Genomic DNA, 26,768 nt, shown 5'->3' on the forward strand with positions numbered 1-26,768 from the left:
CTCGGATGGTGGAATTCATCGACCAGCTCATCTCGGCCCTGGGGCCCCTGGGTCTGCTCGTGCTGGGGCTGGCGGCGATGCTGGAGTACGTCGTGCCGCCCTTTCCCGGAGACACCATCACCCTGCTGGGGGGCGTGTACGCGGTGCGTGGTTCGCAGCCGTGGATGCTCGTCTTCCTGGTGGTGACGGTGGGCAGCGTGGTGGGCGCGGCCATCAACTACGCGGTGGGGCACTGGCTGGCGAAGCGCTTCGACGCCCACCCCGAGCGCAGCTTCTTGGGCATCACCCATGCGCGGCTGGAACAGGTTCAAGCGCGCATGCGCGTGAATGGGCCGTGGTTGCTGCTGGTGAATCGTTTCCTGCCGGGCATCCGGGGCCTCATCTTCGTCGCCGCGGGCGCCTCTCGCATGCCGCGCTTCAACGCGCTGGCGCTGGGCGCGGTGTCCGCCATGGCACATACCGGGCTGGTGCTGGGGCTGGGCGCGGCGGTGGGCGGCAATCTGGAGCGGCTGACGGCGCTCGTCACCCGGTACCAGTACGCGGTGGTGGGACTGGTCGTCATTGGCGCCATTGGCGTGGGCATCCGGATGTTGGCTCGGCGCCGTGCCCCCGCGCCGGGGCCTTGAGTTCGTCTCAGGACGGCGCCTTGGCGTTGCATTGCACGGGCGCGCGGCCCCGCGCTTGAGTCGCGGGCATGCATCCGCCGGCGCGTTCCTGGAGTCCATTGTGGGTGGCGCTCATGCTCGCCGTGGGCGGGTGCCAGTCGGGGGACTCCGGGACGGGAGGCTCGCGTCAGGGGTTCCGGCCCCGGGATGCGGTGGTGGACTTCGGCCGTGTGCTGGAGGGGACGCAGGCGCGCCGCGCGGTGACGGTGCTGGCCACGGGCCGTGTGGGCCTGACGGTGGCGGCATCCGTGGAGGCGCCCTTCGCCGTGGTGACGTCCGAGGTGAGCGTCGCTGGCGGCGGCGCGACCGAAGTGGAGGTCGTCTTCACCGCGGGGCATGGGCCGTCGGAAGGGACGCTGCTGCTGTCAGGCGCGGGGCTGACGGAGTCCGTTCGCCTCATGGGCCTGGGCATCCGGCCCACGCCGTGCCCGGAGCGTCCCTGCTTCGACTCCCGCTTCGACGTGGCATCGGGGACGTGCGTGGAGACGCCGCTGGAGGAAGGCGCCGCGTGCACGCCGGAGAGCCGCTGTCAGGTGGATGGCCGTTGCCAGGCGAGCGTCTGCGTGGGCCACCCGAGGACGTGTGACGACAACAACCCGTGCACGGTGGATGCGTGTTCGCCCACGCGGGGGTGTGTGACGTCGCGGGTGGCGTGCCCCGCGCCGGAGAACCCCTGCAAGGTGGGGCTGTGCGACCGGGACGAGGGCTGCACGGCGGTGGACGCCGACGACTTCAGTCCTTGCGGCCCGGCGGACTGTCAGAAGGCGCGTCTGTGCTTCAGCGGCGCGTGCCGGGAGGTGACGCCCCCCGAGGGCTTCGTCTGCGCGCCCGCTACCGCCTGCCAGGGAGAAGGGACGTGCCAGGGCGGCGTGTGTCAGCGGCCGGACCCTGTCGAGCTCGCGCCGGAGCTCAGCCTGGAGCTGGAAGGCGTGCCGGTGGCGGCGGACGGTGGGACGGTGTTGCTCGTCTCGGAGGACGCTCTCTACACCTCCGTGTGTGGCGGGGACGCGGGCTGCCAGTTGGTCGCGTACACGCGCTCTGGGCTGCTGCGGTACGCGTCTTCGTACCCGGATGGGGGCGCGCGGACGCTGCTGGCCGCGTCGGATGCGGGCGTGGTGGTCCATGCGCCAGAGGGGCTCGAGGCCTATGCGCCGCGCGGCTCCGGTGCGCGTCTGTGGCAGGCGTCGTGGGCGTCGCTGGGGGCGGGCGAGGGCCTTCCGCTAGGAGCCGCCGCCGCGAGCCACATCGCACTCACGCACGAGGAGGACATCCTCGCGTACGTCGCGTGGCGGGCCGTGCCGGATGCCGGCGGCGTGGATGATGGCGGCACCTCGCCCGAAGCCGCGAGGCTCGTCTGGCTGTCGGGTCGCGAGGACGCGGGCACGTTGGTGGGCGCGTCAGAGGTCGAAGCCTGGCGAGGTGAGGCGCGGCTGGGGCTGGACGTGCTGGGGACGGCCTATCTCTACACGGTGGATGGACGGCTGGCGCGGGTGGAGGTGTCGCCAGGAGTGGCGGATGGCGGTGGGGGGGCGGCGTTGACGTTGAGCGCGCTGCTGGATGGCGGTGTTCCGGATGGAGGTGCGTCACTGGCCATCGCGGGTGGGCGGCTGCTGGTGGGAGCGCGAGCCTTTGTTCCGGAGGATGGCGGCGTGCCCGTCATGCTCTCGGAAGGGGGCGGTGGGGCCAGCGGGCGGGTGCCCATCGCGGAGCCGGCGCTCCTGTCCTCGGCTGGACAGCCTGGCCATCTCTTCGCGCGGGCATGTGCGCGCACGGACGGCGTTCCTTGCACGGCGCGGGAGGAGCGTGTCGTGCTTCGCGCCGTGGACCCGGAGTCCGGACACGTGGTGTGGGAGGTGGATGCGCTTCCGGATGAGGTGGCACCGGGCACGGTGTACGAAGCCGCGTTGCTTCAAGGGGGCGCGGTGGGGGTGCTCGCTGACGCCGAACTGCCGGAGGGCCCCCAGGCCTGGATACAGTTCTTTGCTCAAGGTGCCCGAGTCGGCAGCTGCCCGCTTCCCAGTCGCCCGCGGGTGGCGGGTGCCGCGTTCCTGGGGCAGCACCTGTATGTCGTCTTGAACCGCGATGGCGTGTGGCGGCTGGAGTCGTACGGCCTGGGGCGGGACTTCACGACGGAGGACCGCGGCTGGCCGCAGCGCCATGGCGGGCCCTCGCGGAGGAGAATCGAATCTCCGTGATGCCGGCGTCGCGCGCCACCCGTGCCTTGGGCTGTCTCAGGTGGCGGCGTTCGGGTCGACCCAGAGGTCGTCGAAGCGCACCTGGGGCGGCGTCTGGTGCAGCCTCAGGCTTTGGACTGCGGGGGTCGCGGCCGCGTGGGCGCGGTCGTGGTACAGCGGGATGAGGGGGCAGTCTTCTTGGAAGAGCTGCTCCGCGCGCAGATAGAGCTGACGGCGCAGCTCCGGGTCGATGGAGACGCGGGCCTCGGCGGTGAGGCGGTCCAGCTCCGGGTTCCGGTAGCCCATGGGGAACACCGTCTGGGCGTTGGAGTGGAGGAGGAAGTGCAGGAAGGTGTCCGGGTCCGGGTAGTCGGCCAGCCAGCGGCTGCGGAAGGCGGGGAGGCGGCCCTCGGTCACCTGGGTCGTGTATTCCTCGAGCGACATCTCCACGTAGCGCAGCTCCAGCAGCCCGGCCTGGAGCAGGGGGCGGAAGAGCACCGCGTCCTCCGCGGAGTGGTCATTGCCGGTGGGACGGTGGAGCGTCAGCCGCAGCCTGCGCAGGCCTGCCTCTCGCAGCAACCGCTCGGCGAGGGCCACGTCCGGGACGGGGGCGGGGCCCATGTCCGCGTCATCCAGCAGCTCGGGTGGGGTCAGTGAGCGAGCCACGCGCGCGCCGGGGTGGAATTGGCTCACCATGGCCGGGATGTCCATGCCCGCGCGGAGTGCGCGCCGGACTCTCACGTCGTCGAAGGGCGCCTCCCGGTGGTTGAGCACCACGAAGGCCGTGGAGGGCGTGGTGCTCGCGGCGAGCTGGAAGGCCTCCAGGCCGGGCAGCTCCACATGCTCCGTGTCGAGGAACGACACCAGGTCCACCGCCCCCTGGCGCAGCAGCGTCACCGCTTCCTTGCGAGAACCGGCGAGCAGGAACTCCAGCCGGTCCACCATCGGTACGCCCGGGCGCCAGTAGGAGGGGTTTCGCTCCAGCACCACGTGCTCGGGTTCCAGGGCGAGGAGCCGGAACGGCCCGGTGCCCACCAGCCGCCCGTTGGCGTCCGTCCGGGCCACCGCGGTGGCGGTGAGCGCCATCAACTGGAGGAAGAACGCCTTGGGCTCGCGGAGGCGAATCTCCAGCGTGTGGTCGTCCAGCACCTCCAGGCCGGACACGTCACGCGCCATGCCAGCGGCGTACTCCGGCGCGCCCTCCACGTCCTCCAAGAGGCTCCGGTCGGGCGAGCGGAGCGCCGGGTCCAGCAGCCGCTCCAGGTGGCGCTTCACGTCGCTCGCCGTCAGCAGCGTGCCGTCGTGGAAGGCGACGCCACGGCGCAGATAGAAGCGGTAGCGGCGCGCGGAAGGGTCTGCGTCCCAGCGCTCGGCCAGGTCGGGCTCCAGCCCGCCGTCCTCTCTGCGCACCAGCGTGGAGAACACGCACGCGGTGAGCTCGGAGACCTGGTTCTCCACGCTGAAGAGCGGGTCCACCGCCTGGCGGTTCCGCAGCGACGCGGCCTGGTGCATGCCCACGCGCAGCGTCCCGCCGGAGTGGGGCGTGGGGAGCTTGAAGTGGTACACTTCCGCTTCCAGGCCCTCGGCTTCGTGGCCCAGCTGGTCCACCGTTCGCGTCAGCCCGTCGCCGATGCGGATGACCCGGCGAGCGTCCTCGCGCACCTGGGCGACTTCCTCGCGGATGGAGGCGTCGGCCTTGGTGAGCACCACGTTGGCGGAGCGCAGCTCCTCCAAGGCGGCGCTCAGCCGCACCACCGACTCGGAGAGGTCACGCCCGGTGCGCGCCTGGGCCTCCGCCTTCTGTGAGGCGCCCTGGCCCACGCGGGCCATCTCCTGCGTCTGGCGCAGCAGCTCGCGCGCGTGGCCGGACTGTTCGATGGCCATGCGCGTGACGTTCTCCACCCGCAGGGCCACGCGGCGGCTGGCCTCCACGACCGTGGCACCCTGCGCCTCCAGCCGTTGCGTCTCCGCCACCGTGGCTTCAACGGCGGTGAAGGTGCGCTGGGTGATGGTGCGAATCTCCACCAGGGCCTCGGCGGCGCGGTCGCCCAGGGCCACACCGGCGGTGGCTCGCTCGCGGCCTTCCTGCACCAGCGCCGCCGCCGTCTGTACGGCGTCGCGCACGCCCGCCACCATGGCGCCGATTTCGCGGGTGGATCGCGTGGTGCGCTCGGCCAGGTTGCGAATCTCGTTGGCCACCACGCCGAAGGGGCGCCCCTGCACGCCCGCCTGGGCGGCGATGATGGCGGCATTGAGGGCCAGCAGGTTGGTCTGGTCCGCGATCTCCTGGATGACGTCGACGATGCGGCCGATTTCCGTCGAGCGCGTGCCCAGCATCTCCATCAGCTCGGCGGCCTTCCGGACCGTCTCCTCCACCCGGTACATGCCCTTGACGCTGTCGCCTACCAGCACCTCGCCGCGCTCGGCGGTGGCCGTCACGGCGATGGCCAGCTGGTTCGTCTCATTGGCACGGCGGCGCACGGAATCGATGCCGCCTTCCACGGCGGCGACGAAGTCCTCGGCCTCGCTGGCGAAGCGGCCCAGCTCGTCACCGGACGCGGCGATGTTGGCCATCCGTTCGGCCATGGCCTGCATCAGCGACGTGGTGTTGTGGGCGAAGGTGTTGACCTGGGCCAGCGAGTCCACCACCTGCTCCAGCCGCTCCGTCATCTCCAGCAGCGCGCCGGTGGTGTCGACGGCGAAGACCTCCAGTTGGTGCACCCGCTTGCCTGCCACCTGGAGGCTGCCGCCCATGCCGCTGACGGCCTCCAGCGTGCGCTCCACCGCGCCGCCCTGCCGCCGCGCGGCCTCCAGCAGCATCCGGGCCTGCCCGCTCACGTCCGTGCTGGTGCGGTGCAGGTTGGCCGTCACCCGCTGCACCTGCGCCAGGGCGCGCCGCAGGGACAGGATGAGGCGGCGCACGTCCTCGTGGCCTTCATAGCGCGGCCCCACCGTGGTGGTGAGGTCGCCCTCCGCCAGCCGCGCCATCACCTGCCGGCGCACCCGCCGCCGCTGGGCCGCCCAGCGGAACCACGCGAGGTATCCCCCCGCGAGATAGAGCGCGGGCGTGGCGAGCAGCACCACCGCCCAGGTGGCATTCGGAAGCGGCGCCCCGGACACGGCTCGCAGCATCCCCCCCAGGAGGAGCGCGGAGACCAGCCCTGCCGCCAGGCCGAACGTGAACAGGTACCGTTTGGCGCCCATGAAGGAGTGGAACGCTACTCCGCCTTCTCGCGCCGGTCCTCAAAACGCCGCACACTGGGGCCGTGGCCACCCTGCTTGCCCTGCTGCTGCTGACGCTCCCGGTAAAGCCAGAGAATCCTGGTAGCGTTGGCGCGCCACCCGCGCCCCAGGTGGATTCCACGCGTTACGTCTTCGCCTGGCGCGGCGTGCCGGTCGGCACGGTGACGCTGAAGCTGGAGCCGGGCCGTTTTACCTACGTCAGCCAGCACCTGCACACCCGCGCCGGAAAGGCGGGAGCGCGCCGCCGGGAGCAGTCCCTGGAGGTGGATGCGCAGGGGCTGGTGCGTGGCTCGCCGGCGGTGCCGCAGGCGCTGTGGCTCTGGAAGGGCGTGCCCGCCGTGGGGTGTGTCGTGGGGCGGGAGGAGCTGACGGGCCGCGAGGGCCCGCACTGCGTCACCCGGGTGGAGGACCGGCGCGTGGAGGGAACGTTGTTGGGGACGGCCTTCCAGGCCCGCTATGGGGCGGATGGCCGGATGGAGGCGCTGGAGGTGGGCGACTCGCGCTTCACCGTGGCCGCGCCAGGGGAGCGGCTGCGCGCGCCTCCCGAGCTCTTCGCGGACGGACTGCCCGTGGAGGGGGCCCGGGGCGCGCTGTCGCTGGAGCCGCCGCTCGCCGTTCCCGCGCGGCTCGCGGGGCTGACGCCGTGGAAGGCGGCGGCGGCGCGGGCGCTGGCGGCCGAGGTCCACGCGGCCTTCCCGGAGAAGACGCCCGGTGGCGCGGACTGGAGCGAGGACGGCGAGGGCGAGGCGGGAGGGTGCCTGGCGCACGCGCTGCGCTTCGCGGCGGGGGCCCGTGCTCGGGGCGTGAAGGTGGCGCTGGTGCACGGGCTGCTGGTGGTGGACGGCGGGCCGGCGCGCCCCCACGCCTGGGTGCGCGTGGCGCTGGCAAAGGGCGGGACGTTGGATTTGGACCCGACGTCCCTGGACGAGGTGTCACCGCAGACGCACCTGCCCATCGCCCTGGCGGAGGCGCAGGGCCCCGCGCTGGAGGCGGGGGCGCGCTGGCTGTCGCTGCTGCGCGGGGCGCACCGGGTGGTGCGCCGGCCGTGAGGCAGCAGGTTACTCGAAGGGGATGATGGACACCTTCGCGCCGGCCTGGATGTCCAGGACCTCCTTGGCTCGTGCGGGCAGGAAGGCCTGGGTGTTCTCCAGCCGGGCCTGGCAGCGCACGGCGCGGAAGCGGTTGCGGCCGGAGTCGCTCTCCGCCGCGACGAGGACGTCATCCCCCTCCAGGTCGAAGTCCTCCTCCGCCACCTTGAGCGTGCGGAACTTGCGCACGAGGGAGATGTCGGCGGTGTTGGCCTCGAAGTGGGGACCGCCGTCGAACGGGTCGATGCGCTCCATGTACTTGAAGCCGATGCGCTCCAGCATGCGCTGCACGCCGCGCGTCTGCGGGCCGACCTCGCCCAGGACCTTCTGCACGCGCGCGGGGAAGAGCGACGCGTAGATGTCCGAGGCGGGGAAGAGCTCCTTGATGAACTCCTTGTTCTGCCGGCTGAGGCGGTCCGCCTCCTGGTAGGTGAGGCCGGTGAACTTCTTGCCGCAGGCCTCCCACAAGAGGCTGCGGCCGTCCGGAAGCAGGGGCGGCAGCAACTCCGCCAGCACGCGAGGGCGGAAGAGCCGCCGGTGCATGGCGATGAAGAGGAAGCGCCCGTAGGACAGCTGCTTGCCGGGCTTGTCCGGCGTGGCGCGGTAGGGCGGGTCCACGACGAGGCCGCCCACCTCGGTGGGGCCCTCGTAGTTGTAGGCGATGGAGAGGACCTTGTGGCGAAGGTGACGGGAGAGGGACGCGGAGTAGTGCTCGCGCTCGCTCACCTCGTAATAGATGTGCGGAGCCTCATAGGTGCCGTGCTGCGCGATGATCATCGACGTGCCGATGATGAGGCTGTTTCGCACGTCCTCCAGCACGAAGAGGTACTCGCGCTCGAAGGGGTTCTTCACCTTGCCCGCGAAGCTCTTCACCGACGTGTCCACGATGGCCGACAGCGTTTCCTCGTTGTTCGGCAGGTTCACCGTGTTCAGCACGGCCGCGAGCCTTTTGAGCCCGGGCAGGTCGGTCTTCTGGACGTCACGCAGGACAAGCATGGGGACACTCGGGGCGCCCCCGGAACGGAGCGCCGGAAAGTGCGGACTATACCCCACACCTGCCGCCCGTCAGCTTGAAGGTTGACCGGCGTGTTGATGACGCGACGTGTTGCTGTCGGCTTGCCAGGACGCCCGGAGTGTGTCAGCCGCCCTGCGCTCGACGTGAAACATGGCGTGAAACATTCAAGGCCTTGCATGCCCGCCTGCCCACTTGCCGGCCCAGCGGGAAGGATTTCGCGGGGGAATGAAGCAGTGAATGGTTTGCGATACCGTGTGCCGGTTGTTGCATTCCAAACCTTTGCGAGGACGTGTTTTGAGAGCCTTTATCCCCGGATGGCTTGTGATGTGGTGCGTCCCCGGGCTCGCCATGGCAGGCGTCGTGTGGCGGGGGGACTTCGAGACGGGGGACCGCTCGCAGTACTCCCGCGCGCAGATGGTGAACGCGGACCGGCTGCAGGTGGTGACGTCACCCGTGGCCGAGGGCAAATACGCGCTGAAGGCGACGGTGCATCAGGGCGACGACCCCATCAACGCCAGCGGGAATCGCAACGAGCTGGTCTACCTCAGCAACGAACCGGTGGGCTCGGAGTACTACTACCGCTGGAAGGTGATGTTCGCGAACGACTTCCCCAGCGTGGACACCTGGCAGCTCTTCACCCAGTGGCACCACGACGGCTGCTGTGGTTCGCCGCCGGTGGAGTTCTACGTGAAGGGGGAGGAAATCCGGCTGTCGCTCCCCGGCACCAACGAGATTCCGTGGCGCACGAAGCTCACCCGAGGCGTGTGGCACGAGTTCATCCTGCACGCGAAGTGGTCGGCCGACCCGAAGGTGGGCTTCGTCGAGCTGTGGCACAACAAGAAGTTGGTGCTGCCCAAGCGCGGCGCGATGACGATGTTCTCGGGGCAGCGCAACTACCTGAAGCTCGGGCTCTACCGGAGTGACACCGTGAAGCCGGTGGGCGTCGTCTACCACGACGGCTTCATCCAGGCGACGGCGCTGTCGGACGTGCTGGAGGAGCAGCCGGAGCCGCCACCCATGGACGCGGGGACGCCGATGGACGCCGGCTCGCCCATGGACGCTGGCTCACCGGTGGACGCCGGCTCGCCCGAGGACGCGGGCAGCGTGGACCCGGGCCCCGTGGACGCGGGTGGGGCCGAGGAGCCGGGGCCGCAGCCGGAGGCGGACGCGGGGACGCCAGCCTGGGACGCGGGCACGGAGCCTGGGCCGAACGTGCCCCCGCCCGGAGGCATCTCCTCGGATGAGGGCGCCGCGGCACAGTCGGGGTGCAGCAGCACCGGTGGCTCCGCGGCGGCCTTCGCGCTGCTGGGGCTGATGGGGCTGGCCGGCTACCGCCGCCGCAAGGGCTGAGCCTCCCGGGGCGCGCGGGCCCCCGGGCTCGCGCGCCATCGTGGGGAAAAGTGAGGGATGCGGCGCGCTCCACGTGTCCGGAGCGCTCGCACCCACGGGCGAGGTCGGCTCGCCCGGGAAGGTCCGTCCGGCTCCGAAGCGGTGCGCCGCTCTCGTTCGAGCCATGAACCCGACGTGATACGTCTCATGCCCCGTCGTATCGAAGCCGAGGCGGCCGGTGGAGCGCTACTCCAGGCGTGAACTCCAGCCTCATTCCTGACGGACTCAGAGTGTGCCTGACGTGTCAGCAGCGCTCCGTGCCGCTCCTCTGCTCGTGAGCCGCAAGGCCAATGACCTGACAGGTCTGAAAGGGGCCTGCCGGGTGCGGACTCGCCCGTCACGGGCCGCGTCGTGGCGCTCCCTGGCCTCGCTATGGGAGGTGGCGACCTGATGCGGCGGGTCCAGGTATCCACACGATTCCATGTGCTGCGGCTGGAATGGAGGTGGATTGCGTCTGGGATTGGGGTGGACTCAAGCGTTCGGGGGCAATGAATTGCATGGAAGTGGTTGGCGTTCCGGCGGTTGGAGCTGACGCGTCAGTCGCAAGGTGCAATTCCAGGCTCGATGCGAGCTTCAGAGGAAGCAGGGGCAGGGCAATCGATGGCATGTGCGTTGCTTTGGTGAGTGTCAGGCGGGATGAACTCCTTGCCGTGAACCCGATGTGAGGGTTCAGCAGCGACATACATCAACCACACGAAGGGATTGGTGCGACATGCTGAAGATCAGCTTCCTGATTGATTCCAACTCGCTTCCCAAGGGAGGGGCCTCCATCGGTGCCGCGGTCGCGATTAAGCATCCGACGTTCCTCCTGAACGACAAGACCCATCCCCATCAAGATGACCCCGACTACGCGGTGCCCGTCCCGAGTGGGGAGAACGTCCGCATCTACATCCAAGAGTCGAATTACGGCTCGACCGGGGGGATCGCGCCCAATGGCATCATCGTGCGCAGGTTCAACGATGTTCCGCTCACGGACGCCATCATGAATGACGCCAGGCAGCGGCCCATCGACATCCCCAACTTCGATTTGGATCTGGGCCCCATTCCGGACTTCATTGGTTACAACACCGAGGAAACCCCGAAGTGGACCCAGACGCCTCCCTCCTGGGCCTGGCCCAACATGCCGCTGATTGACCAGGAGCTCCGGGCGGGCTGGACGCCCACCTTCGTTCCGTACGTCACGTTCAATGCCAGCAAGCTCGTGAGCGGTCTGCTCGAGTACGGAGTGGTGTTCGCGCTGACGAGGGACGGGGCGAACGTCCAGTACTTCTACTTCGACCCCTTCCTCAAGATCGGTTAGTCGAGCTGATGCTCCCTTCAGCGCACGCGCTGCCCGCGCAAGCCGGCTGCTGTTGATGAGGCTGGGCTTGCACGACGCCGCGCAGAAAGCCACCGCTGCCGTCCGGGCCTCGATGGAACCCGGGCGGCCAGCGGTGGCCCCGCGCCGTCTGATGGCGCGGGCGCTCGAGTGGCGGCCGCATGCCTCGTTCCTCTCCGGCCCGGCGTCAGTGCCCTCGCAGGGGATTGATGCCGCTTCGCCATGGCGTGCGGGCCAGGCAATATCGGGGTTTCCGGTGCGTAGTTCGAGCAGGTCCGCCCCTGGGGAACGCCCATGCGACACAGTCTCTACCTCCCGCTCTGTACCTTGCTGGCCTGTGCCCACACGCAACCCGTGGCCGCGCCCGCTTCGTCTCCAGTCCCTGCCGTGCAGCCGGCGCCAGCAGACCCCGAGTCCCAGCTCCGCGAGGCGTTGCAGCGGGCTGGCAGGGCGATGGAGGCCGGGCGCTTCGATGCCGCGCTCTCGGAGATGCAGCGGCTGTGGGAGGGGGGCCGCCAGACGGACGAAGTGGCATGGCTCGCCGCCTACGCCTCGCTGGGTACAGGCGACGACGCCGCGGCCTTCCAGTGGCTGGAGCGCGCCGTCGAGCGGGGGATGGGCTCGCCGGGCGACCTGCTGCACGACAAGTCCCTGGAGCCGTTGCGGCGGATGCCGGGCTACGACGGGCTGGTGGCGCGGGCGCGAGAGAACGCGCTGAAGGCGCGCGCCGAGGGCAACGTCGGGGCGGGGTTGGAGAAGGCGACGCCCGCGGAGGCGGGGCTGTCGGAGCCGGCGCTCGCGGCCTTCGTGAAGGCGGCCGAAGAATCGGGCTCGTCGGCCCTGGTGGTGCTCCGCCACGGCAAGCTGGTAGGGGAGTGGTACTTCGGCGGCGAGACGCAGCGCATCGAGTCCATGTCCGCCACCAAGGGCGTGGTGGCGCTGGCCATCGGACTGCTCATCGACGAGGGCCGCATTCCCTCCGTCGACGCGCCTGTCTCCACCTTCTTCCCGGAGTGGAAGGACGGCCTCAAGGGGAAGGTCACGCTTCGGCACCTGCTCAGCCACACCTCGGGGCTGGCCGCGAACGCCAGCGCGATGGACATCTACGAGTCGCGAGACTTCGTCCGCTACGCGCTGGACAGCCACGTGGTGGACGTGCCGGGCAGCCGGTTCTTCTACAACAACAAGGCCACCAACCTGCTGGCGGGCGTGGTGGAGCGCGCCTCGGGCGAGAAGCTGGACGCCTTTCTCATGCGGCGCCTCTTCGAGCCGCTCGGCATCCGTGACGTGTTCTGGCAGAAGGACCCGTCCGGCAATCCGCTGGGCATGTCCGGCCTGCGCCTGCACCCCGTGGACTTCGCCAAGGTGGGCCAGTTGATGCTCCAGCGGGGCGTCTGGCAGGGGCAGCGCATCCTGAGCGAGGCCTGGATTCAGGAATCCACCGCCGCGCCATCTCAGGCCCACACCCCCACGGCGGGCTTGTTGTGGTGGCTCGTTTACGACAAGGCGTTCCGCGTGCTGGGGCAGGACATGGTGAACGAGGCGCGTCGCAACGGCATGCCGGAGGCGTCGCTGTCCCGCCTGCGGGACGTGGTGGACAAGCCGATTCCCTCCGGCGACTTCATGCAGGTGCTCTCCGAGCGGCTGGGCGGGATGAAGGGCGTCATGGCGTTCATGGAGAAGAGCGCCCGCATCCCGCTGCGCACGCACGTGGAGGGCGCGCCCCGGGGTTACTCCGCGCGAGGCTCCTTCGGGCAGCTCCTGCTGGTGGTGCCAGCGCAGGACCTGGTGGTGGTGCGCATGGCTGTGCCGGACGGGCGGGTTCCTCCAGACGTCATGGAGTTCCCTGCATTCAACACGCTGGCCCTCTCACTGGTGCCTTCTCCCTGACTGGCCAAGGGCGCACGCGGCGGGCCCGGCTGCCTGCGCCGCCGGCCCTGTGGCATAAAGCGCTTCCAGCATGCAGCCATCTCGCCGTGTTTCGCTCGTCCTGAGCTACCAGTACCCGGGTAAGTACGCCTTCACCGTGCTTGCGGGCGCCGTGGAGTCGGACCCGGCGCTGGCGGACGTGACGCTGCACTTTCCGCGCAGCCGCGAGACGCTGCTGGACACGATTCGCGAGCGCGTGGACGCCGGAGACACGGTGGTGGCGGCGTGGTCTTTCTACTCGGCCAGCTTCGCCCCGGCGGCGGAGGAGCTGGCGTGGGTGCGTGAGCGGCTGGAGGGACGGGACGTGCTGTGCATCGCCGGCGGCGTGCACGCCACGGCGGAGACGCTCCAGACGCTTCAGGCGGGCTTCGACCTGGTGGCGGTGGGCGAGGGTGAGTACTCCCTGCGCGCCTTGCTCGGCCGGGTGCTGCGCGGCGAGGAGCCGCGTGAGACGCACGGCGTCGCGTATCTGAAGGACGGGAAGCTGGTGCAGCACGGCCGAGGGGAGGGCGTGCAACTGGACGACTTCCCGCCCTTCGCGGCGCGCAACGGGCAGTACGGCGCCATCGAGATTACGCGCGGCTGCATCTACGCGTGTCGCTTCTGCCAGACGCCGTTCATGAGCAAGGCGCGCTTCCGCCACCGCTCCGTGGCCAACGTGGCGCACTGGGCGCGGGAGCTGCGGCGCTCGGGGCGGAGAGACATCCGCTTCATCACGCCCACCTCCATGTCCTACGGAACCGCAGACGAGTCGGTGAATCTGGACGCGGTGGAGGCCCTGCTCGCCGCGGTGAAGGAGGCCATGGCGCCCGATGGGCGCGTCTACTACGGCACCTTCCCTTCGGAGGTCCGCCCCGAGCACGTCACGCCCGAGGCGCTGGCGCTGCTCAAGCGCTACGTCCACAACGACAACCTCATCATCGGCGGCCAGTCCGGCTCCGAGCGCATCCTCCAGAGCACCCGCCGGGGGCACGACGTGGAGACGGTGGTGCGCGCCACGCGCATCGCGGTGGAGTGTGGCTTCGTGCCCAACGTGGACTTCATCCTCGGGCTTCCCGGCGAGGAGCCCGCGGACGTGGATGCCACGGTGGCGCTGATGGAGAAGTTGGCGGGCCTGGGCGCGCGCGTGCATGGGCATACATTCATGCCGCTGCCGGGGACGCCCTTCCGTGATGCGCCGCCCGGGTCGGTGGATGAGGCGACACAGCGCAAGCTGGACCGGCTGGCCTCGCAGGGGCGCCTGTATGGGCACTGGAAGCAGCAGGTCGCGCTCGCCGAGGGCATTGCCTCACGCCGCCGCCCGCGAGCGGGGTAAGGGCCGCGCGGAACGGGCAAGACAGACCTGAAGTCTAGGATTCGCGGAATGCGAACCTGTCTGCTCAGAATGCTCCCGGTGCTCGCTGTGCTTTGGCTGGGGTGTTCCACCTCGGTCAAGCCGCCCATGCAGCAGGCCTGGGATGACGCGGAACTGGAGTGCTGGACTCCGCACGAGGACCAGTGTGTGTCCTTGCTGTGTCTGGGCGACGCGTGTGGGTTCTACCGTTGCGCGGACCTGCCGGGGGAGGTGGAGCTGGCGCGCTTTCCGCCTGCCCGTCCACCCGTGGCTGCCGCGGCGCCTGGCCGAGGTCCCCGGCGAAACTGGGGCCTCGGCCAGCAGTTGCCCCGGGGCGCTGTCATGGTGTTCCCCAGTTGGGGTGGTGCGCCTGGGCGAGTCATCCCGCCGTCACATCGGCTGCCGCCCGGACGCTGGGAGAAGCACCACATCTTTCCCCAGGCACCAGAGCTTGCCCAATGGTTCACGCAGCGGGGCGTCAAGATTCACGACTACACGATGCCGATACCGCGAGAGCTCCATCGACGCATTCACGGTGGTGCGGGAGCCGGTGGTGCGTGGAACGAAGCCTGGCGCGCGTACATGCGGCGGAACAGTGGGGCGAGCCCTGAAGAGATTTTCAAACACGCCGGAGAGTTGATCTACCGCTTCGAGCTGCTTGGTGGGCCGATTCGCCCGTACTATTCCAGGCCCGGAACATGACCCTTCGTGTGTTTGAACTCTCCCAGGACAGCGCGATGTGGCCCCGAATCAACGGGAGCTTCAACGCCGCGCACAAGTGGGGACTGCCTGGGCTGGCGGGGTGTCCTGGCTGTGGGGTGACCTGGGCCTCCTCGGGCCATCAGTACCCCGCTGTCGATTTGTCGAACCTGCCTGCGCAGTGCGAATTCCTGAAGGCCCGGCCCGAGCCATTCGAGGAGTTCGCGAGGCTGCGTGAGTTGGTCCGCCCCTTGGCTCCGCCAGGCGCGCTGCTGCCTCCAGGGACATTGTTCGGCCCGCTGGTTGGAACTGCCTCGGGACGATTCGCCGACTTCGAAACGCAGGGGAGCATGTTGCTGGTGGTTCGCCGGGAAGCGCTGGAACGGCTCCAGGTGGAAGGTGTGCGTGGCCTCGTGGGCTGCAAGACGGAGCTGCGCTTTCGGCAGAAGGACCCGCCGGAGCTCTTGGAGCTTCAGCTCGAACCTCGAGGACACCTGCACCCGGACTGCTATCCGCCGGAGCTGCCTCCACCGTGTGACACCTGTGGCCGATTCAAACTCACGCTGCCAGACGACCCCATCCTCGACGCCGCCACGCTGCCCACGGACCGCGATGTCTTCCGCGTGGGCAACTTCGCGACCGTGATGGTGGGCACCGAGCGCTTCAAGGATGCGGTGCAGCGCCTGGGCCTGGAGGGCATCACCTTCCGCGAGCTCCCCACCCGTTAGCGCCCGGGCCTTCACTTCCACGGGCCTCCGCTCCGCCAGGCGCTTAGGATGGGGGCGCGATGTCCACCGACCAGGCACCTCCCTACTGGCTCCTCATCTCCGTCCTCTTCAGCAACCAGCCGCTGTCGCCCTCGCTGGCGATGACGCTGCACCAGGTGGCCTATGAGCTCCACCAGCGCGGTGAGGGCGCCAAGGAAGTGGCCGGGGACATGGTGAGCGGCCGGGTGGTGAACCTCCGCAAGGACGTGTCCTTCGGCGGCATCGCCGGGCCGGCCTTCGAGGCGGAGATCGAGACCGAGCGGGGCTCCGGCGTCGTCCGCTTCGTCCTCACCCGGCAGGGGCTGGAGATGATGAAGCAGCAGCCCGCCGAGCCGCCCCGGCCCAAGTACCTCAACTGAGCCAGCGCGGGCCCGCCCGCCTGTCCGCCCCCTGCTCGCGGACAGTGGGCGTCTCTATCTTGGAGACATGGACCCCAAGGACTACCTCAAGCGCGGCGCGGGCATCCCGCTGGATCCGAAGAAGCAGAAGGACCCCGAGGAAGACGGCGAGCGCGTCCCCGCCGAGGGGCGCGCCGAGTTCCTCAACGACGTCTCCGAGCACAACGGCGGTCAGCGCACCGACGTCGACTTACCGTGGCGCAAGGGCCCCGAACTGCAACGAGGCCAGCGCGACGCCTACAACGCGGAGAGCGACAAGAAGAAGGGCTGAGCCCCACCGCGATTACTCGCGGTCCAGGTCCACCTTCATCTTGTTGCCCATGTGCAGGATGGAGTTCGACAGCGTCGCGGCGGACATCTCCGCCAGCTCCATCAGGACCTGCTCCTGCTGCGCCTGCTCCGAGCCAGCCGGGGCCTGGGACACCGGGCCCCGCGAGCCGTCCTCGGAGATGGGCCCGCGGCCCACGGCGGACAGGTAGGAGTTCAGGAGGCCGTTGTTCGGCGAGCTGCCCACCGAGGCGAGCGCCGAGGCGACCACCGCGCCCCCCGACACCATCAGCGGATCCCCAGGCCGGTTGGCCGGGGCCATCGGGTTCACCAGCGCGCCAAAGCTCGTGCTCGCGGCGCGGGCCTGCGCCTGCGTGGTGGCGGGCTGAATCATCGGACCGGTGAAGGAGTTGATGCGGGTCATGGCGCCTCCGTCTCGGCCCGGGACGCGCACCACGCACGTGTCGGACCTCTCGAAACCCCATTATCGCCCGGCCGCCGGCGAAGTTGCGCGAAAGGCCGAAAACGTCCGAAGGCCGCGGACTTACGGGCGTGCTCCCCGTCAGCCGCGGCCTTCCTGGGACTTCAGGAGGCGCCGTTGCCTAGAACTGGTGGGCCTCGGTGGACTCCGTCAGGGCGAGCGTGCTGGCGTTGCCGCCGCAGATGGCCTCGGCCACCTGGTCGAAGTAGCCGGTGCCCACCTCGCGCTGGTGGCGGGTGGCGGTGTAGCCGTCCTTCTCCGCGGCGAACTCGGCCTGCTGCAGCTCGCTGTAGGCCGCCATGCCGCGGTCCTTGTACTTCCGCGCCAGCTCGTACATCCCGAAGTTGAGCGCGTGGAAGCCAGCCAGGGTGACGAACTGGAACTTGTAGCCCATGGCGCCCAGCTCACGCTGGAACCTGGCGATGGTGGCGTCGTCCAGGTTCTTCTTCCAGTTGAAGGACGGCGAGCAGTTGTAGGCCAAGAGCTTGTTCGGGTACTTGGCGCGGATGCTCTCGGCGAACTTCTTCGCCTGGGCCAGGTCCGGGGTGCTCGTCTCGCACCACACCAGGTCCGCGTACGGCGCGTACGCCAGGCCGCGGGCAATGGCGCAGTCCAGGCCGCCGTTGAGGCGGTAGAAACCTTCGCCAGTGCGGCCGGCCTTCTTGTCGATGAAGGCGTGGTCGTACTCGTCCGCGTCGCTCATCAGCAGCTTGGCGCTGTCCGCGTCCGTGCGCGCCACCAGCAGGGTGGGCACGCCCATGACGTCCGCCGCGAGCCGGGCCGCGTTGAGGGTGCGGATGAAGTGGCTGGTGGGCACCAGCACCTTGCCGCCCATGTGGCCGCACTTCTTCTCGCTGGCCAGCTGGTCCTCGAAGTGCACGCCCGCGGCGCCCGCTTCAATCATGCCCTTCATCAGCTCGAAGGCGTTGAGCGGACCCCCGAAGCCGGCCTCGGCGTCGGCGATGATGGGCGCGAACCAGTAGCGGTCCTTGCGGCCCTCCGCGTGGTCAATCTGGTCCGCGCGGCGCAGGGCGTTGTTGATCTTGCGGACCACGGTGGGGACGCTGTCCACCGGGTAGAGGCTCTGGTCCGGGTACATCTGCCCCGCGGAGTTCGCGTCCGCCGCCACCTGCCAGCCGGACAGGTAGATGGCCTTCAGGCCCGCTCGCACCATCTGCACCGCCTGGTTGCCGGTGAGCGAGCCGAGCGCGTTGACGTAGTCCTCCGTGTGGAGCAGCTCCCAGAGCTTCTTCGCGCCCAGCTCCGCCAGCGTGTGGCTGACGGTGATGGAGCCGCGGAGCTTCTCCACGTCCTTCGGGGTGTAGTTGCGCTGGATGCCCTCGAAACGCTGCGCGTGGAGCTTGGCGTGAGGGGAGGCATCGGCGGTCGTCGGAGTGGCGTCGTACATCGTGGGCTCCTCGCTACGGTAAAAGTGGTGGGTTGCTGCTGCGAAAGTGCGAAGGGTTCAGCGTTGGGCTTCCAGGGCGTCGTAGGCCGGCAGGGTGAGGAAGTCCTCGAAGGTGCTGGCGGTGGAGAGCTGCTCGAAGAGCACGCGCGCGCGCTCCAGGTGGGCGGCGCCGTAGCGCTCCTTGGCGCCTTCCTTCTCGAGGCGGCCCATCTCCTCGCCCAGCGCGTCGCGGAAGAGGGCGGGCGTCACCTTGCGGCCGTCCTCCAGGGTGGCGCCGTGGTGGATCCACTGCCACACCTGGGCGCGTGAGATTTCGGCGGTGGCCGCGTCCTCCATCAGGTTGTAGAGCGGCACGCAGCCCAGGCCGCCCAGCCACGCGGCGGTGTACTGGATGCCCACGCGGATGTTGTGGCGCAGGCCTTCCTCGGTGCGCGTGCCGGACGGCACCTTGAGCAGCTCCGCCTCGCCAATCTTCACGTCCTCGCGCTTGTTGGAGAGCTGGTTGGGGCCCTTCATGTGCGAGTCGAAGATGTCGCGCGCGATTTCAACGAGGCCGGGGTGCGCCACCCACGTCCCGTCGTGGCCGTTCTTCACCTCGCGCAGCTTGTCCGCGCGGACCTTGTCCATGACGGCGTCGTTGGCCGCCGCGTCCCCCTTGATGGGGATGAAGGCCGCCATGCCGCCCATGGCGTGCACGTTGCGGCGGTGGCAGGTCTGGATGAGCAGCTGCGAGTAGGCGTTGAGGAACGCCTTGTCCATCGTCACCTGGCCGCGGTCGGGCAGCACCACGCGGGTGTCCGACTGGAGCGTCTTGATGAAGCTGAAGATGTAGTCCCAGCGGCCGCAGTTGAGGCCGGCGGAGTGCTCGCGCAGCTCGTAGAGGATTTCGTCCATCTCGAACGCGGCGGGCAGCGTCTCGATGAGGACGGTGGCCTTGATGGTGCCTCGCGGGATGCCCAGCTCCGCCTGGGCCAGGTGGAACACGTCGTTCCACAGCCGGGCCTCCAGGTGGCTCTGCATCTTCGGCAGGTAGAAGTAGGGGCCGGTGCCGCGCGCCAGCTGCTCCCGGGCGTTGTGGAAGAAGAAGAGCCCGAAGTCGAACAGCGAGCCGGAGATGGGCTTGCCGTCGATTTCGATGTGCCGCTCCGGCAGGTGCCAGCCGCGGGGGCGCACGAAGAGCACGGCGCGCTTCGGGTTGAGGGCGTAGTGCTTCCCGTTCTCCGCCGTGAAGGAGATGGTGCCGCGCACGGCGTCGCGCAGGTTGATTTGCCCGCGCACCACGTTGTCCCAGGTGGGGCTGTTGGCGTCCTCGAAGTCCGCCATGAAGACATTCGCCCCGGAGTTCAGCGCGTTGATGACCATCTTCCGGTCCACCGGGCCGGTGATCTCCACGCGGCGGTCCTGAAGGTCGGCGGGCAGGGGAGCCACCGTCCAGTCGCCCTCCCGGATGGCCTTCGTCTCCGGCAGGAAGTGGGGCCGCTCTCCCTTGCTCCAGGCCGCCTGCACCGTCTTGCGGCGCTCCAGCAGGGCCAGCCGCCGCTCGCCGAAGTTGCGGGCCAGCTTCGCCACGAATTCCAGGGCCTCGGGCGTGAGGACCTCGGCGTAGTCGGGGTGCCAGGTCCCCTTCACCACCACTCCCGGTCCGAACGCCGGGGGATTCACAGAGGGGGCTTGGTCCGACATCTGAGCTCCTTTGGCTAGGTGCGTTGTAAATCTGCTTCGACGGCTCGGAAAATGAGTCCTACGAGGGCAAAAGGGAAGTGCGGAGTGAATCTTTGCCTGCTTGCCTGTAACTGTGTCAACAGCCGGCGTGTTAAATCTGTAAATCAACAAATCGCCCCCGGGGCGTACGCAATGGGGTGCACCAGGGCGCGTAGGTAGGAATGAGGGCCACGGACGCCAAGTGGGAGCGGCCCCAGAAGGGAGATGTGATGGACGCCAAGAGACGCTGCGCCACCTGCACCGAGGAAGTGAGCCTGGAGGTCCGGAGGTGCCCGCGCTGCGGCGCGCGCACGGAGCCCATGCACCGGGGCGTGGATGGGCGGCTGCTGACCGGGGTGTGCGCGGCGCTGGGGCGGGAGCTGGGCGTGGACGCGGCGCTGATTCGCGTGGGCTTCGTGGTGGCGCTGGCGGTGTCCGGGGGCACCGCGCTGATGGTGTACCTGCTGCTGTGGGCCTTCACGCCGCCGTCGGCGACGGGCACCGCGCCCCTGCGGCGCACGTACAGCTGGCTGTCCGGTCTGGGCAATTCGGAGCGCGCGCCCCGCGTCGAGCGCCGGGTGTAGTGCTCAGCGTCCAACGGAGAAAATCACGCCGGAGCCCTGCCTGAGGGCTCCGGCCTGTTATTCGATGGGGCCACCTTTCTTTCCGAGGAGCCCCGCGCGTGAGCACGAAGAACGTCCGTACCGAGAAAGACACCTTCGGTCCCATCGACGTCCCCGCCGACCGGCTGTGGGGCGCGCAGACGCAGCGCAGCCTCCAGAACTTCGCCATCTCCACCGAGCGCATGCCGCTGGCCCTCATCCGCGCCCTGGTGCTGGTGAAGAAGGCCGCCGCGCGGGTGAACGTGGAGAACGGCTCGCTGGCGAAGGAGAAGGGCGAGGCCATCATCCAGGCCGCGGACGAGGTGCTGGCCGGCCAGCACGACGCGGAGTTCCCCTTGAGCGTCTGGCAGACGGGCAGCGGGACGCAGACGAACATGAACACGAACGAGGTGCTCGCCAACCGCGCCTCGGAGCTGCTGGGCGGCGAGCGCGGCGAGGGCCGCAAGGTCCACCCCAACGACGACGTCAACAAGGGGCAGAGCTCCAACGACGTCTTCCCCACCGCGATGAGCGTGGCCGCCGTGGCCGCCATCACCGAGCACGTGCTGCCGGAGCTGAAGGCGCTGCGCGACGTGCTCGCGCAGAAGGCCCGCGCCTTCCATGACGTGGTGAAGGTGGGCCGCACCCACTTGCAGGACGCCACGCCCCTGACGCTGGGGCAGGAGGTCAGCGGCTTCGTGGCGCAGCTGGACCACGCGAAGGGCCACCTGGAGCGCACCCTGCCTCACCTGTTGGAGCTGGCCCTGGGCGGCACGGCGGTGGGCACCGGCCTCAACGCCCCCAAGGGCTATGCCGAGCGGGTGGCGCAGGAGGTGGCCCAGCTCACCGGCCACCCCTTCGTCACCGCGCCCAACAAGTTCGAGGCGCTGGCCGCCAACGACGCGCTGGTGCAGGCGCACGGGGCGCTGAAGGGGCTGGCGGTGGTGCTCTTCAAGGTGGCCAACGACGTGCGCTGGCTGTCCTCGGGGCCGCGCTCGGGGCTGGCGGAAATCACCATCCCGGAGAACGAGCCGGGCAGCTCCATCATGCCGGGCAAGGTGAACCCCACCCAGAGTGAGGCGCTCACCATGCTGTGCGCCCAGGTGATGGGCAACGACGTCGCCGTCACCGTGGGCGGGGCGTCCGGCAACTTCCAGCTCAACGTCTTCAAGCCGCTCATCGCCCACAACCTGCTCCAGAGCTGCCGGTTGCTGGCGGACGGCATGCGCAGCTTCCGCCTGCACTGCGCGGTGGGCATCGAGCCCAACCGGCCCCGCATCCAGGAGAACCTGGAGCGCAGCCTGATGCTCGTCACGGCGCTCAACCCCCACATCGGCTACGACAACGCGGCGAAAATCGCCAAGACGGCCCACAGGGACGGCACGACGCTCAAGGAGACGGCCGTGGCGCTGGGGCTCGTCACACCCGAGCAGTTCGACCAGTGGGTCCGCCCGGAGGACATGACGGGCCACAAGGGGTAGGCCCCCAGGGGGGCAGGGGGGGCTCCGGCGTCGAAGCGTGGGGCAGCGTACGCTCCGGGAAGAAGGGACGGGCGCGGCGGCGGAAGGGCGATTAGGGTAGGGGCGTCATGAACGTCCCCTTCGTCATCGAGACCACGCACCGCGGCGAGCGGGCGTACGACCTGTACAGCCGGCTCCTCAAGGACCGCATCATCATGCTGGGCACGCCTGTCAATGACGACGTGGCCAACATCATCGTTGCCCAGCTCCTCTTCCTGGAGTCGGAGGACCCGGACAAGGGCATCAACCTCTACATCAACTCGCCGGGTGGCTCCGTGACGGCGGGCCTCGCCATCTACGACACCATGCAGTACGTGAAGTGTCCGGTGTCCACCATCTGCGTGGGGCAGGCGGCCTCCATGGGCGCGCTGCTGCTGCTGGCCGGGGCGAAGGGCAAGCGCTACGCCCTGCCCAACAGCCGCATCATGATTCACCAGCCGCTGGGCGGCGCGCAGGGCCAGGCCACGGACATCGACATCCAGGCCAAGGAAATCCTCCGCCTGCGCAGCTACATCAACGGCCTCATCGTGAAGCACACGGGGCACACCATCGAGCGCATCGAGAAGGACACCGAGCGCGACTACTTCATGAGCGCCGAGGACGCGCGGCAGTACGGCCTCATCGACGAGGTGGTGGAGAAGCAGCGCGCCATCGCCCCGACGCCCGCTCCGGCGAAGTAGGGCCCTTCCCGCCCCGGACGCATGCCGGGGCGGGGTGCTCCTCCCGGCGGGGGGCCACACGGGCGCCGCGCCGGACGCAGGCCCAGCACTGGACGTTTCCGGCTTCCCTGCCTGCAGGTGGCACGCGGCGTGCTCACCATGGGCATATGACGCCGATCCGATTTCGCATCGTCCCCCGGTTCCTCTTGCCCGGCGCCATCCTGGCCTCCATGGCCTGCGCGACGGGGCCCACCGGCCGCCCCCCCGCCCCTCCCAGCTCGGCCGCCGTGCAGACGGAGCTGGGAGCCCGGGACGTGGTCCAGGCCGGTGAGGAATACGCCCGCAACAACGCACTGGTGCTGGCCGAGACCGGGGAGGCGGTGGAGATCCGCCCCAACTTCTGGCGCATCCGCTTCGGCCTCGCGGACCAGCCCGGCCGCGTGCTGGAGATCGAGTTCGATGAGCTGGCGCGCAGGGTCATCAATGCCCGCGAGCTGGAGGTCATCCCAGAGAACCCGGGTGACACCGCCCTGGGTGGCAGCGGCTCCGTGCCGGCGGCGGGGCAGCCCCGAGGCCCCATTCCCTGAGCGTGGGCGTCGCCCCGCGCCCCGGTCCTCACGGGCGGCGCGGGGGCACCCTGTCCGCGTGCTTCACGGGGCGGGTGCGCGGGCTTCCTCGCAGAACAGCAGCTCCGCCCGGCCTCCCGTGCGTCCCACGAGCACGGCGACCTGTCCGTAGGCGCGGCCGAAGCGCCCGGCCTCCTCGCGGGGAAGCCCGGGGACGAAGAGGCTCTGCTCGCACCAACTGCCGTCATCCGCCTCGCCCAGCGCGGGGGCGGCCCCCCAACCCCCGGCGACGAGCTGCGCGACCATGCGCTCCTGTGCGCGGCGGTTCTCCTCGTCGCTCCGCCACCGCGAGCCGGGATTCCACGCCGTCAGGAAGGCCCACTCGCGGTGGCCGCGCGCCGCAAGCGTTGCGTCCAGCGCCGGGTGCAAGGCGCCCGCCCGCAGGATTTGCTCGACACCCCCCGTGCTGGGATGGGGCCGGATGAGGTAGCGCGTCGCCGCGTAGGCCGTCGCCAACCGCTCGCGTTCGTGGTGGCTCATTCCGCTCATGATGCGCTGCGTGCCTTCCGTGGAAAATCGGGTTTCGGATAATTCAATGTGAATGTTCGGTTCAGTGAGCCACGTCCAGATGGCGGACCCACTCGGAGCGGGTCGCTTCCAGGTTGGCCTTGAGCCGAGCGTCCTCGGCGCGGCCCCGACATCATCCCCACCGACTACACGGAGGAGACGGACCGCCGCCAGGACGGGCGCGACGGCAGCGACATCGAATACGGAGAGACGCACCGGGCTCCGGCGCACCCTGCCGGAGCACGGCTCAGGGCGTGGACCGCACCCCGCCCGTCACTCGTTTCACCGTGCGGCCCGCGGGAAGCATGTCACCGGGCTGCACGCCGTTGATGATGGACAGCTCCTCCACGGGGATGGTGGACGGGTGCTGCTCGTTGAACTGCTGCAACGTCATGGGGGACGTCACCTTCGCCAGTTCAATTCGTGCGGGCTGGACGGCCAGCGCCGAGGCATCCGTGAGCTCGCCGAAGCTGGAGAAGGTCGCGCGGAAGGCGTCCTCGTAGGTGGGAAGCTGCTGCGCGCCGGTGTAGCCCAGGAGCTGGAGCGTGGTGCCGCCCTGGGTCACGAAGGCCGTGACGCCGGCGATGACGCCCTGCTCCGTCTGCGCCTGGAAGAACGCGGCGCCCGGCGGGAAGCCAGTGGGCGCCGCGCTCACCGGCTGGATGCCTTCCTGCGCGAGGAAGCGCCGCATCGCCTCCTGCGGTGCGATGTTGCCGGTGGGCACCAGCCCGACGATGGCGTCCTCCTGCGGGCTGATGCCCGCAACCTGCTGCGGCTGGTTCGCCGTCTTCCATCCCTGGGGGAAGGTGAGCTGGAAGCGCAGTCCCGGGTGCATGAAGACGTTGCCCCGGAAGAAGCCCTGCCGCGGGTCGTCGCCGTAGGCCATGCCCTGGAGCATGGCGAGGTATTCCTCCCGGCCATCCTTGAGCTGGTTGAAGTCCACGTTGGCTTTCGCGGCGCGCTCCTTCGCCGTCTTCACGCGGTCGCCCGGGTCGGGGTGGGTGGACAGCCACGTGGGGAGGCTCTGTCCACCCGCGGCCTTGCCCACGCGGTCCAGGGTGGCGAAGACGTTGGCCGCCTGGCGCACGTCGTAGCCGGCGTTCAGCATGTACTTGAAGCCCAGTTCGTCCGCCTGGCGCTCGTCGTCGCGGCCGTACTTGAGGAACAGCAGTTGGAGGCCAGCGGCGGCCAGCCCCCCGAAGCGGGCCACGTCCTCGCTGAGCACGCTGCCCAGCAGCAGGCCGGCCTGGGCGAGCTGCGCCTGGGACAGCTGCTCCACGGAGTGCCGGGCGGTGATGTGGGCGATTTCGTGCCCCAGCACGGAGGCCAGCTCCGCCTCGGAGTTCATCGCGGTCAGCAGGCCCCGCGTCACGAACACGGGCCCTCCGGGGAGGGCGAAGGCATTCACCACGGGGTCATCCACGGCCTGGACCGTCCAGGGCAGCTCCGGCCTTTCGGAGGCCTTCGCCATGGGCAGGCCCACCCGGGCGACGTATTCCTGAACCTTGGGCTCCTGGATGAGGCCAATGGACCCGCGCACCTCCTCCGCGCTCTGCTTGCCCAGGGCAATCTCGTCCTGTTGAGAGACGAGCGACAGCATGCGCTTGCCGGTGGCGGGGTTGCGCACGCAGGTGGTCAGCGAGAGCAGGGCCAGCAGCGGCAGCAGCCGGAGTCGTGAAGTCATGGGGCCTTCCTGGTAGTGGTGGATGCGCAAATAGGTCAGCGGCGGCACGGCGACCACGGTGGGGGTGGACGGGTCGTCACTGCTGGACAGTCGGGCGCGCGCACCGGGCCCGCTTCCGTTAGCTTCTCTTCGCGAGGAGGCGTTCGAATGGATTCGGATTCGCTCGAAGCACGGATGGCGCGGCTGGAGCGCAGTTGTCGGCGGTGGCAGGGGCTGACGTTCACCGCGCTCGCGTTGGCGGGACTGGGGCTGGGCGCGGCGGCGCTCCGGGGCGAAGACGTGTCCTCTGGGACGCTGGTGGCCTCCCGGCTGGTGCTCACGGACGCGCGCGGGCAGACGCGGGCCACGCTGGACACCGACGCGCAGGGCAACGCGGGCCTGGTGCTGCGCGACGGCGCGGGCCGGCCCCGGGCGCTGCTGGGCGTGGGCGAGGACGGCTCGCCCCGGCTGCGCTTCTCCACCGCGGAGGGCCAGTCCCTGGCGGAGCTGATGGTGTACTCCGACGAGGCGCCGCGCCTGACGCTGTCCAAGCCCGGCGGCGGGGAGCTGTTCGCGGTGGGCCTTCAGGTGGATGGCTCGTCGCGGCTGGAGCTGTCGGACGCGGACGGACGGCCCCGGGCCATCCTGGGTGCGGACGAGCATGGCTCTCCCGGTCTGGTGCTGAGGGACCGCAAGGGGCTGCCACGCGTGGCGCTCCGGGTGTCGCCGTCGGATGGCGCCAGCCTGGTGGTGGAAGGCCAGGACGGCGCGGTGTTCCGCGCGCCCGGCGGCTGAGCCGAAGGCTACAGCGTGGGCGGTACCACCTTGTAGCCGCGCTGGAGCAGCGGCGACAGGCGGTCGGAGATGTCCCAGGACTCCACCACCTTGCCGTCGCGCAGCCGGTACAGGGAGTGCCCTTGCAGCAGGAGGGGCTGGGGGGCCGGTGCGGTGGCCTTCCAGTGCGCGAGCACCAGGTCGCCGTCCGCCACCAGGTGGAGGATGTCGAACTTCAGCTCGGGGAACGTCTTGAAGCTGGCCTCCGCCTGCTGACGGATGAAGGCGGGCCCCACGGCGTTGAGGGGCGCGCCCTGGGAGCGGTCCACGAAGTCCTCGGCGATGAACTCCGGGATGCGGTCCAGCTTGCGCAGGTTGTAGAGCTCCTCGGTGAGCTGCCGCACCCGCTGCTTGTTCTGGGCCTCCAGGGCGGCCGCGCGCTCCACGGGAGACATCGTGGCGCATCCCGACAGCCACCCGAGGGCGCACATCAGAATCGTCGTGTGTCGTGTCATGGCCCCACGATGCTGTGCATAGGGGAG

Annotated in this window: 24 protein-coding genes; 16 read left to right on the plus strand and 8 right to left on the minus strand. The window is 69.7% G+C overall.

Annotated features, from left to right (window positions below):
- Positions 1 to 5: 5 nt before the first annotated feature.
- Both BLU09_RS09565 and BLU09_RS09570 read left to right on the plus strand, forming a co-directional pair.
- Positions 6 to 626, plus strand: coding sequence for a DedA family protein (locus BLU09_RS09565; RefSeq protein WP_090488441.1), 621 nt, complete (start codon positions 6 to 8; stop codon positions 624 to 626).
- 113 nt (positions 627 to 739) lie between these two features.
- The gene (locus BLU09_RS09570; protein WP_244171605.1) at positions 740 to 2,860 is read left to right on the plus strand and encodes a hypothetical protein; all 2,121 of its coding nucleotides are present in this window, start codon (positions 740 to 742) and stop codon (positions 2,858 to 2,860) included.
- A 36-nt stretch (positions 2,861 to 2,896) separates the two neighbouring features.
- On the opposite strand, the gene BLU09_RS09575 is transcribed toward BLU09_RS09570, so the two are convergent.
- Complete coding sequence (locus BLU09_RS09575; RefSeq protein ID WP_090488445.1) at positions 2,897 to 6,043, minus strand: ABC transporter substrate-binding protein; 3,147 nt, start codon at positions 6,041 to 6,043, stop codon at positions 2,897 to 2,899.
- A gap of 62 nt (positions 6,044 to 6,105) precedes the next feature.
- Between BLU09_RS09575 and BLU09_RS09580 the strand changes: the two genes are divergently transcribed.
- Complete coding sequence (locus BLU09_RS09580) at positions 6,106 to 7,131, plus strand: transglutaminase-like domain-containing protein (protein WP_090488447.1); 1,026 nt, start codon at positions 6,106 to 6,108, stop codon at positions 7,129 to 7,131.
- A 9-nt stretch (positions 7,132 to 7,140) separates the two neighbouring features.
- Here BLU09_RS09580 and BLU09_RS09585 read toward each other — a convergent pair whose 3' ends face one another.
- On the minus strand, positions 7,141 to 8,166 hold the full coding sequence (locus BLU09_RS09585) for an arginine N-succinyltransferase (protein ID WP_090488449.1): 1,026 nt from the start codon (positions 8,164 to 8,166) through the stop codon (positions 7,141 to 7,143).
- Positions 8,167 to 8,422: 256 nt separating this feature from the next.
- Between BLU09_RS09585 and BLU09_RS09590 the strand changes: the two genes are divergently transcribed.
- The 8 genes from BLU09_RS09590 to BLU09_RS09625 all read left to right on the plus strand — a co-directional run bounded on the left by BLU09_RS09590 (position 8,423) and on the right by BLU09_RS09625 (position 16,289).
- Positions 8,423 to 9,535 (plus strand): heparin lyase I family protein, encoded by a 1,113-nt coding sequence (locus BLU09_RS09590; protein ID WP_090488451.1) that lies wholly within the window; start codon positions 8,423 to 8,425, stop codon positions 9,533 to 9,535.
- Between the two features lie 751 nt (positions 9,536 to 10,286).
- The gene (locus tag BLU09_RS09595) at positions 10,287 to 10,874 is read left to right on the plus strand and encodes a hypothetical protein (protein ID WP_090488453.1); all 588 of its coding nucleotides are present in this window, start codon (positions 10,287 to 10,289) and stop codon (positions 10,872 to 10,874) included.
- A gap of 312 nt (positions 10,875 to 11,186) precedes the next feature.
- Entirely contained in the window at positions 11,187 to 12,782 is a 1,596-nt protein-coding gene (locus BLU09_RS09600) for a serine hydrolase domain-containing protein (RefSeq protein WP_090488455.1), read from the plus strand.
- Between the two features lie 70 nt (positions 12,783 to 12,852).
- The gene (locus BLU09_RS09605; protein ID WP_090488457.1) at positions 12,853 to 14,136 is read left to right on the plus strand and encodes a TIGR04013 family B12-binding domain/radical SAM domain-containing protein; all 1,284 of its coding nucleotides are present in this window, start codon (positions 12,853 to 12,855) and stop codon (positions 14,134 to 14,136) included.
- 48 nt (positions 14,137 to 14,184) lie between these two features.
- The gene (gene sitA6, locus BLU09_RS09610; RefSeq protein WP_090488459.1) at positions 14,185 to 14,856 is read left to right on the plus strand and encodes a SitA6 family polymorphic toxin lipoprotein; all 672 of its coding nucleotides are present in this window, start codon (positions 14,185 to 14,187) and stop codon (positions 14,854 to 14,856) included.
- Positions 14,853 to 15,581, plus strand: a complete 729-nt coding sequence (gene sitI6, locus BLU09_RS09615) for a SitI6 family double-CXXCG motif immunity protein (protein ID WP_090488461.1) — start codon at positions 14,853 to 14,855, stop codon at positions 15,579 to 15,581. The genes sitA6 and sitI6 overlap by 4 nt, the downstream gene beginning before the upstream one ends.
- A 59-nt stretch (positions 15,582 to 15,640) precedes the next feature.
- Positions 15,641 to 15,979: a hypothetical protein gene (locus tag BLU09_RS09620; RefSeq protein ID WP_011556377.1), complete on the plus strand. Its 339-nt coding sequence runs from the start codon at positions 15,641 to 15,643 to the stop codon at positions 15,977 to 15,979.
- A gap of 67 nt (positions 15,980 to 16,046) precedes the next feature.
- Positions 16,047 to 16,289, plus strand: a complete 243-nt coding sequence (locus BLU09_RS09625) for a hypothetical protein (protein ID WP_090488465.1) — start codon at positions 16,047 to 16,049, stop codon at positions 16,287 to 16,289.
- Between the two features lie 12 nt (positions 16,290 to 16,301).
- Here the strand turns inward: BLU09_RS09625 and BLU09_RS09630 are convergent, their stop codons facing one another.
- The 3 genes from BLU09_RS09630 to aceB all read right to left on the minus strand — a co-directional run bounded on the left by BLU09_RS09630 (position 16,302) and on the right by aceB (position 19,857).
- Positions 16,302 to 16,709: a hypothetical protein gene (locus tag BLU09_RS09630; RefSeq protein ID WP_186817744.1), complete on the minus strand. Its 408-nt coding sequence runs from the start codon at positions 16,707 to 16,709 to the stop codon at positions 16,302 to 16,304.
- Between the two features lie 178 nt (positions 16,710 to 16,887).
- A complete protein-coding gene (gene aceA / locus BLU09_RS09635; RefSeq protein WP_090488469.1) occupies positions 16,888 to 18,174 on the minus strand; it encodes an isocitrate lyase in 1,287 nt (428 codons plus the stop codon).
- Positions 18,175 to 18,231: 57 nt separating this feature from the next.
- On the minus strand, positions 18,232 to 19,857 hold the full coding sequence (aceB, locus tag BLU09_RS09640) for a malate synthase A (RefSeq protein ID WP_090488471.1): 1,626 nt from the start codon (positions 19,855 to 19,857) through the stop codon (positions 18,232 to 18,234).
- Positions 19,858 to 20,105: 248 nt separating this feature from the next.
- Here aceB and BLU09_RS09645 point away from each other — a divergent pair, with 248 nt between their 5' ends.
- The 4 genes from BLU09_RS09645 to BLU09_RS09660 all read left to right on the plus strand — a co-directional run bounded on the left by BLU09_RS09645 (position 20,106) and on the right by BLU09_RS09660 (position 23,243).
- Complete coding sequence (locus BLU09_RS09645; protein WP_244171577.1) at positions 20,106 to 20,459, plus strand: PspC domain-containing protein; 354 nt, start codon at positions 20,106 to 20,108, stop codon at positions 20,457 to 20,459.
- A 98-nt stretch (positions 20,460 to 20,557) separates the two neighbouring features.
- Positions 20,558 to 21,958: a class II fumarate hydratase gene (fumC, locus tag BLU09_RS09650; protein ID WP_090488475.1), complete on the plus strand. Its 1,401-nt coding sequence runs from the start codon at positions 20,558 to 20,560 to the stop codon at positions 21,956 to 21,958.
- A gap of 107 nt (positions 21,959 to 22,065) precedes the next feature.
- Positions 22,066 to 22,677, plus strand: coding sequence for an ATP-dependent Clp endopeptidase proteolytic subunit ClpP (gene clpP / locus BLU09_RS09655; protein ID WP_090488476.1), 612 nt, complete (start codon positions 22,066 to 22,068; stop codon positions 22,675 to 22,677).
- A 146-nt stretch (positions 22,678 to 22,823) separates the two neighbouring features.
- The gene (locus BLU09_RS09660; protein ID WP_090488479.1) at positions 22,824 to 23,243 is read left to right on the plus strand and encodes a hypothetical protein; all 420 of its coding nucleotides are present in this window, start codon (positions 22,824 to 22,826) and stop codon (positions 23,241 to 23,243) included.
- 63 nt (positions 23,244 to 23,306) lie between these two features.
- Here the strand turns inward: BLU09_RS09660 and BLU09_RS09665 are convergent, their stop codons facing one another.
- Positions 23,307 to 23,771, minus strand: coding sequence for a DUF3293 domain-containing protein (locus tag BLU09_RS09665; RefSeq protein WP_244171578.1), 465 nt, complete (start codon positions 23,769 to 23,771; stop codon positions 23,307 to 23,309).
- A gap of 265 nt (positions 23,772 to 24,036) precedes the next feature.
- On the minus strand, positions 24,037 to 25,473 hold the full coding sequence (locus BLU09_RS09670; RefSeq protein ID WP_090488480.1) for a M48 family metalloprotease: 1,437 nt from the start codon (positions 25,471 to 25,473) through the stop codon (positions 24,037 to 24,039).
- A 147-nt stretch (positions 25,474 to 25,620) separates the two neighbouring features.
- On the opposite strand from BLU09_RS09670, the gene BLU09_RS09675 reads away from it, so the two are divergent.
- Complete coding sequence (locus BLU09_RS09675) at positions 25,621 to 26,247, plus strand: hypothetical protein (RefSeq protein ID WP_186817743.1); 627 nt, start codon at positions 25,621 to 25,623, stop codon at positions 26,245 to 26,247.
- An 8-nt stretch (positions 26,248 to 26,255) separates the two neighbouring features.
- Here BLU09_RS09675 and BLU09_RS09680 read toward each other — a convergent pair whose 3' ends face one another.
- Entirely contained in the window at positions 26,256 to 26,741 is a 486-nt protein-coding gene (locus tag BLU09_RS09680; RefSeq protein ID WP_090488484.1) for an ester cyclase, read from the minus strand.
- Positions 26,742 to 26,768 lie beyond the last annotated feature (27 nt).

Source organism: Myxococcus virescens (assembly GCF_900101905.1).
Classification (GTDB): domain Bacteria; phylum Myxococcota; class Myxococcia; order Myxococcales; family Myxococcaceae; genus Myxococcus; species Myxococcus virescens.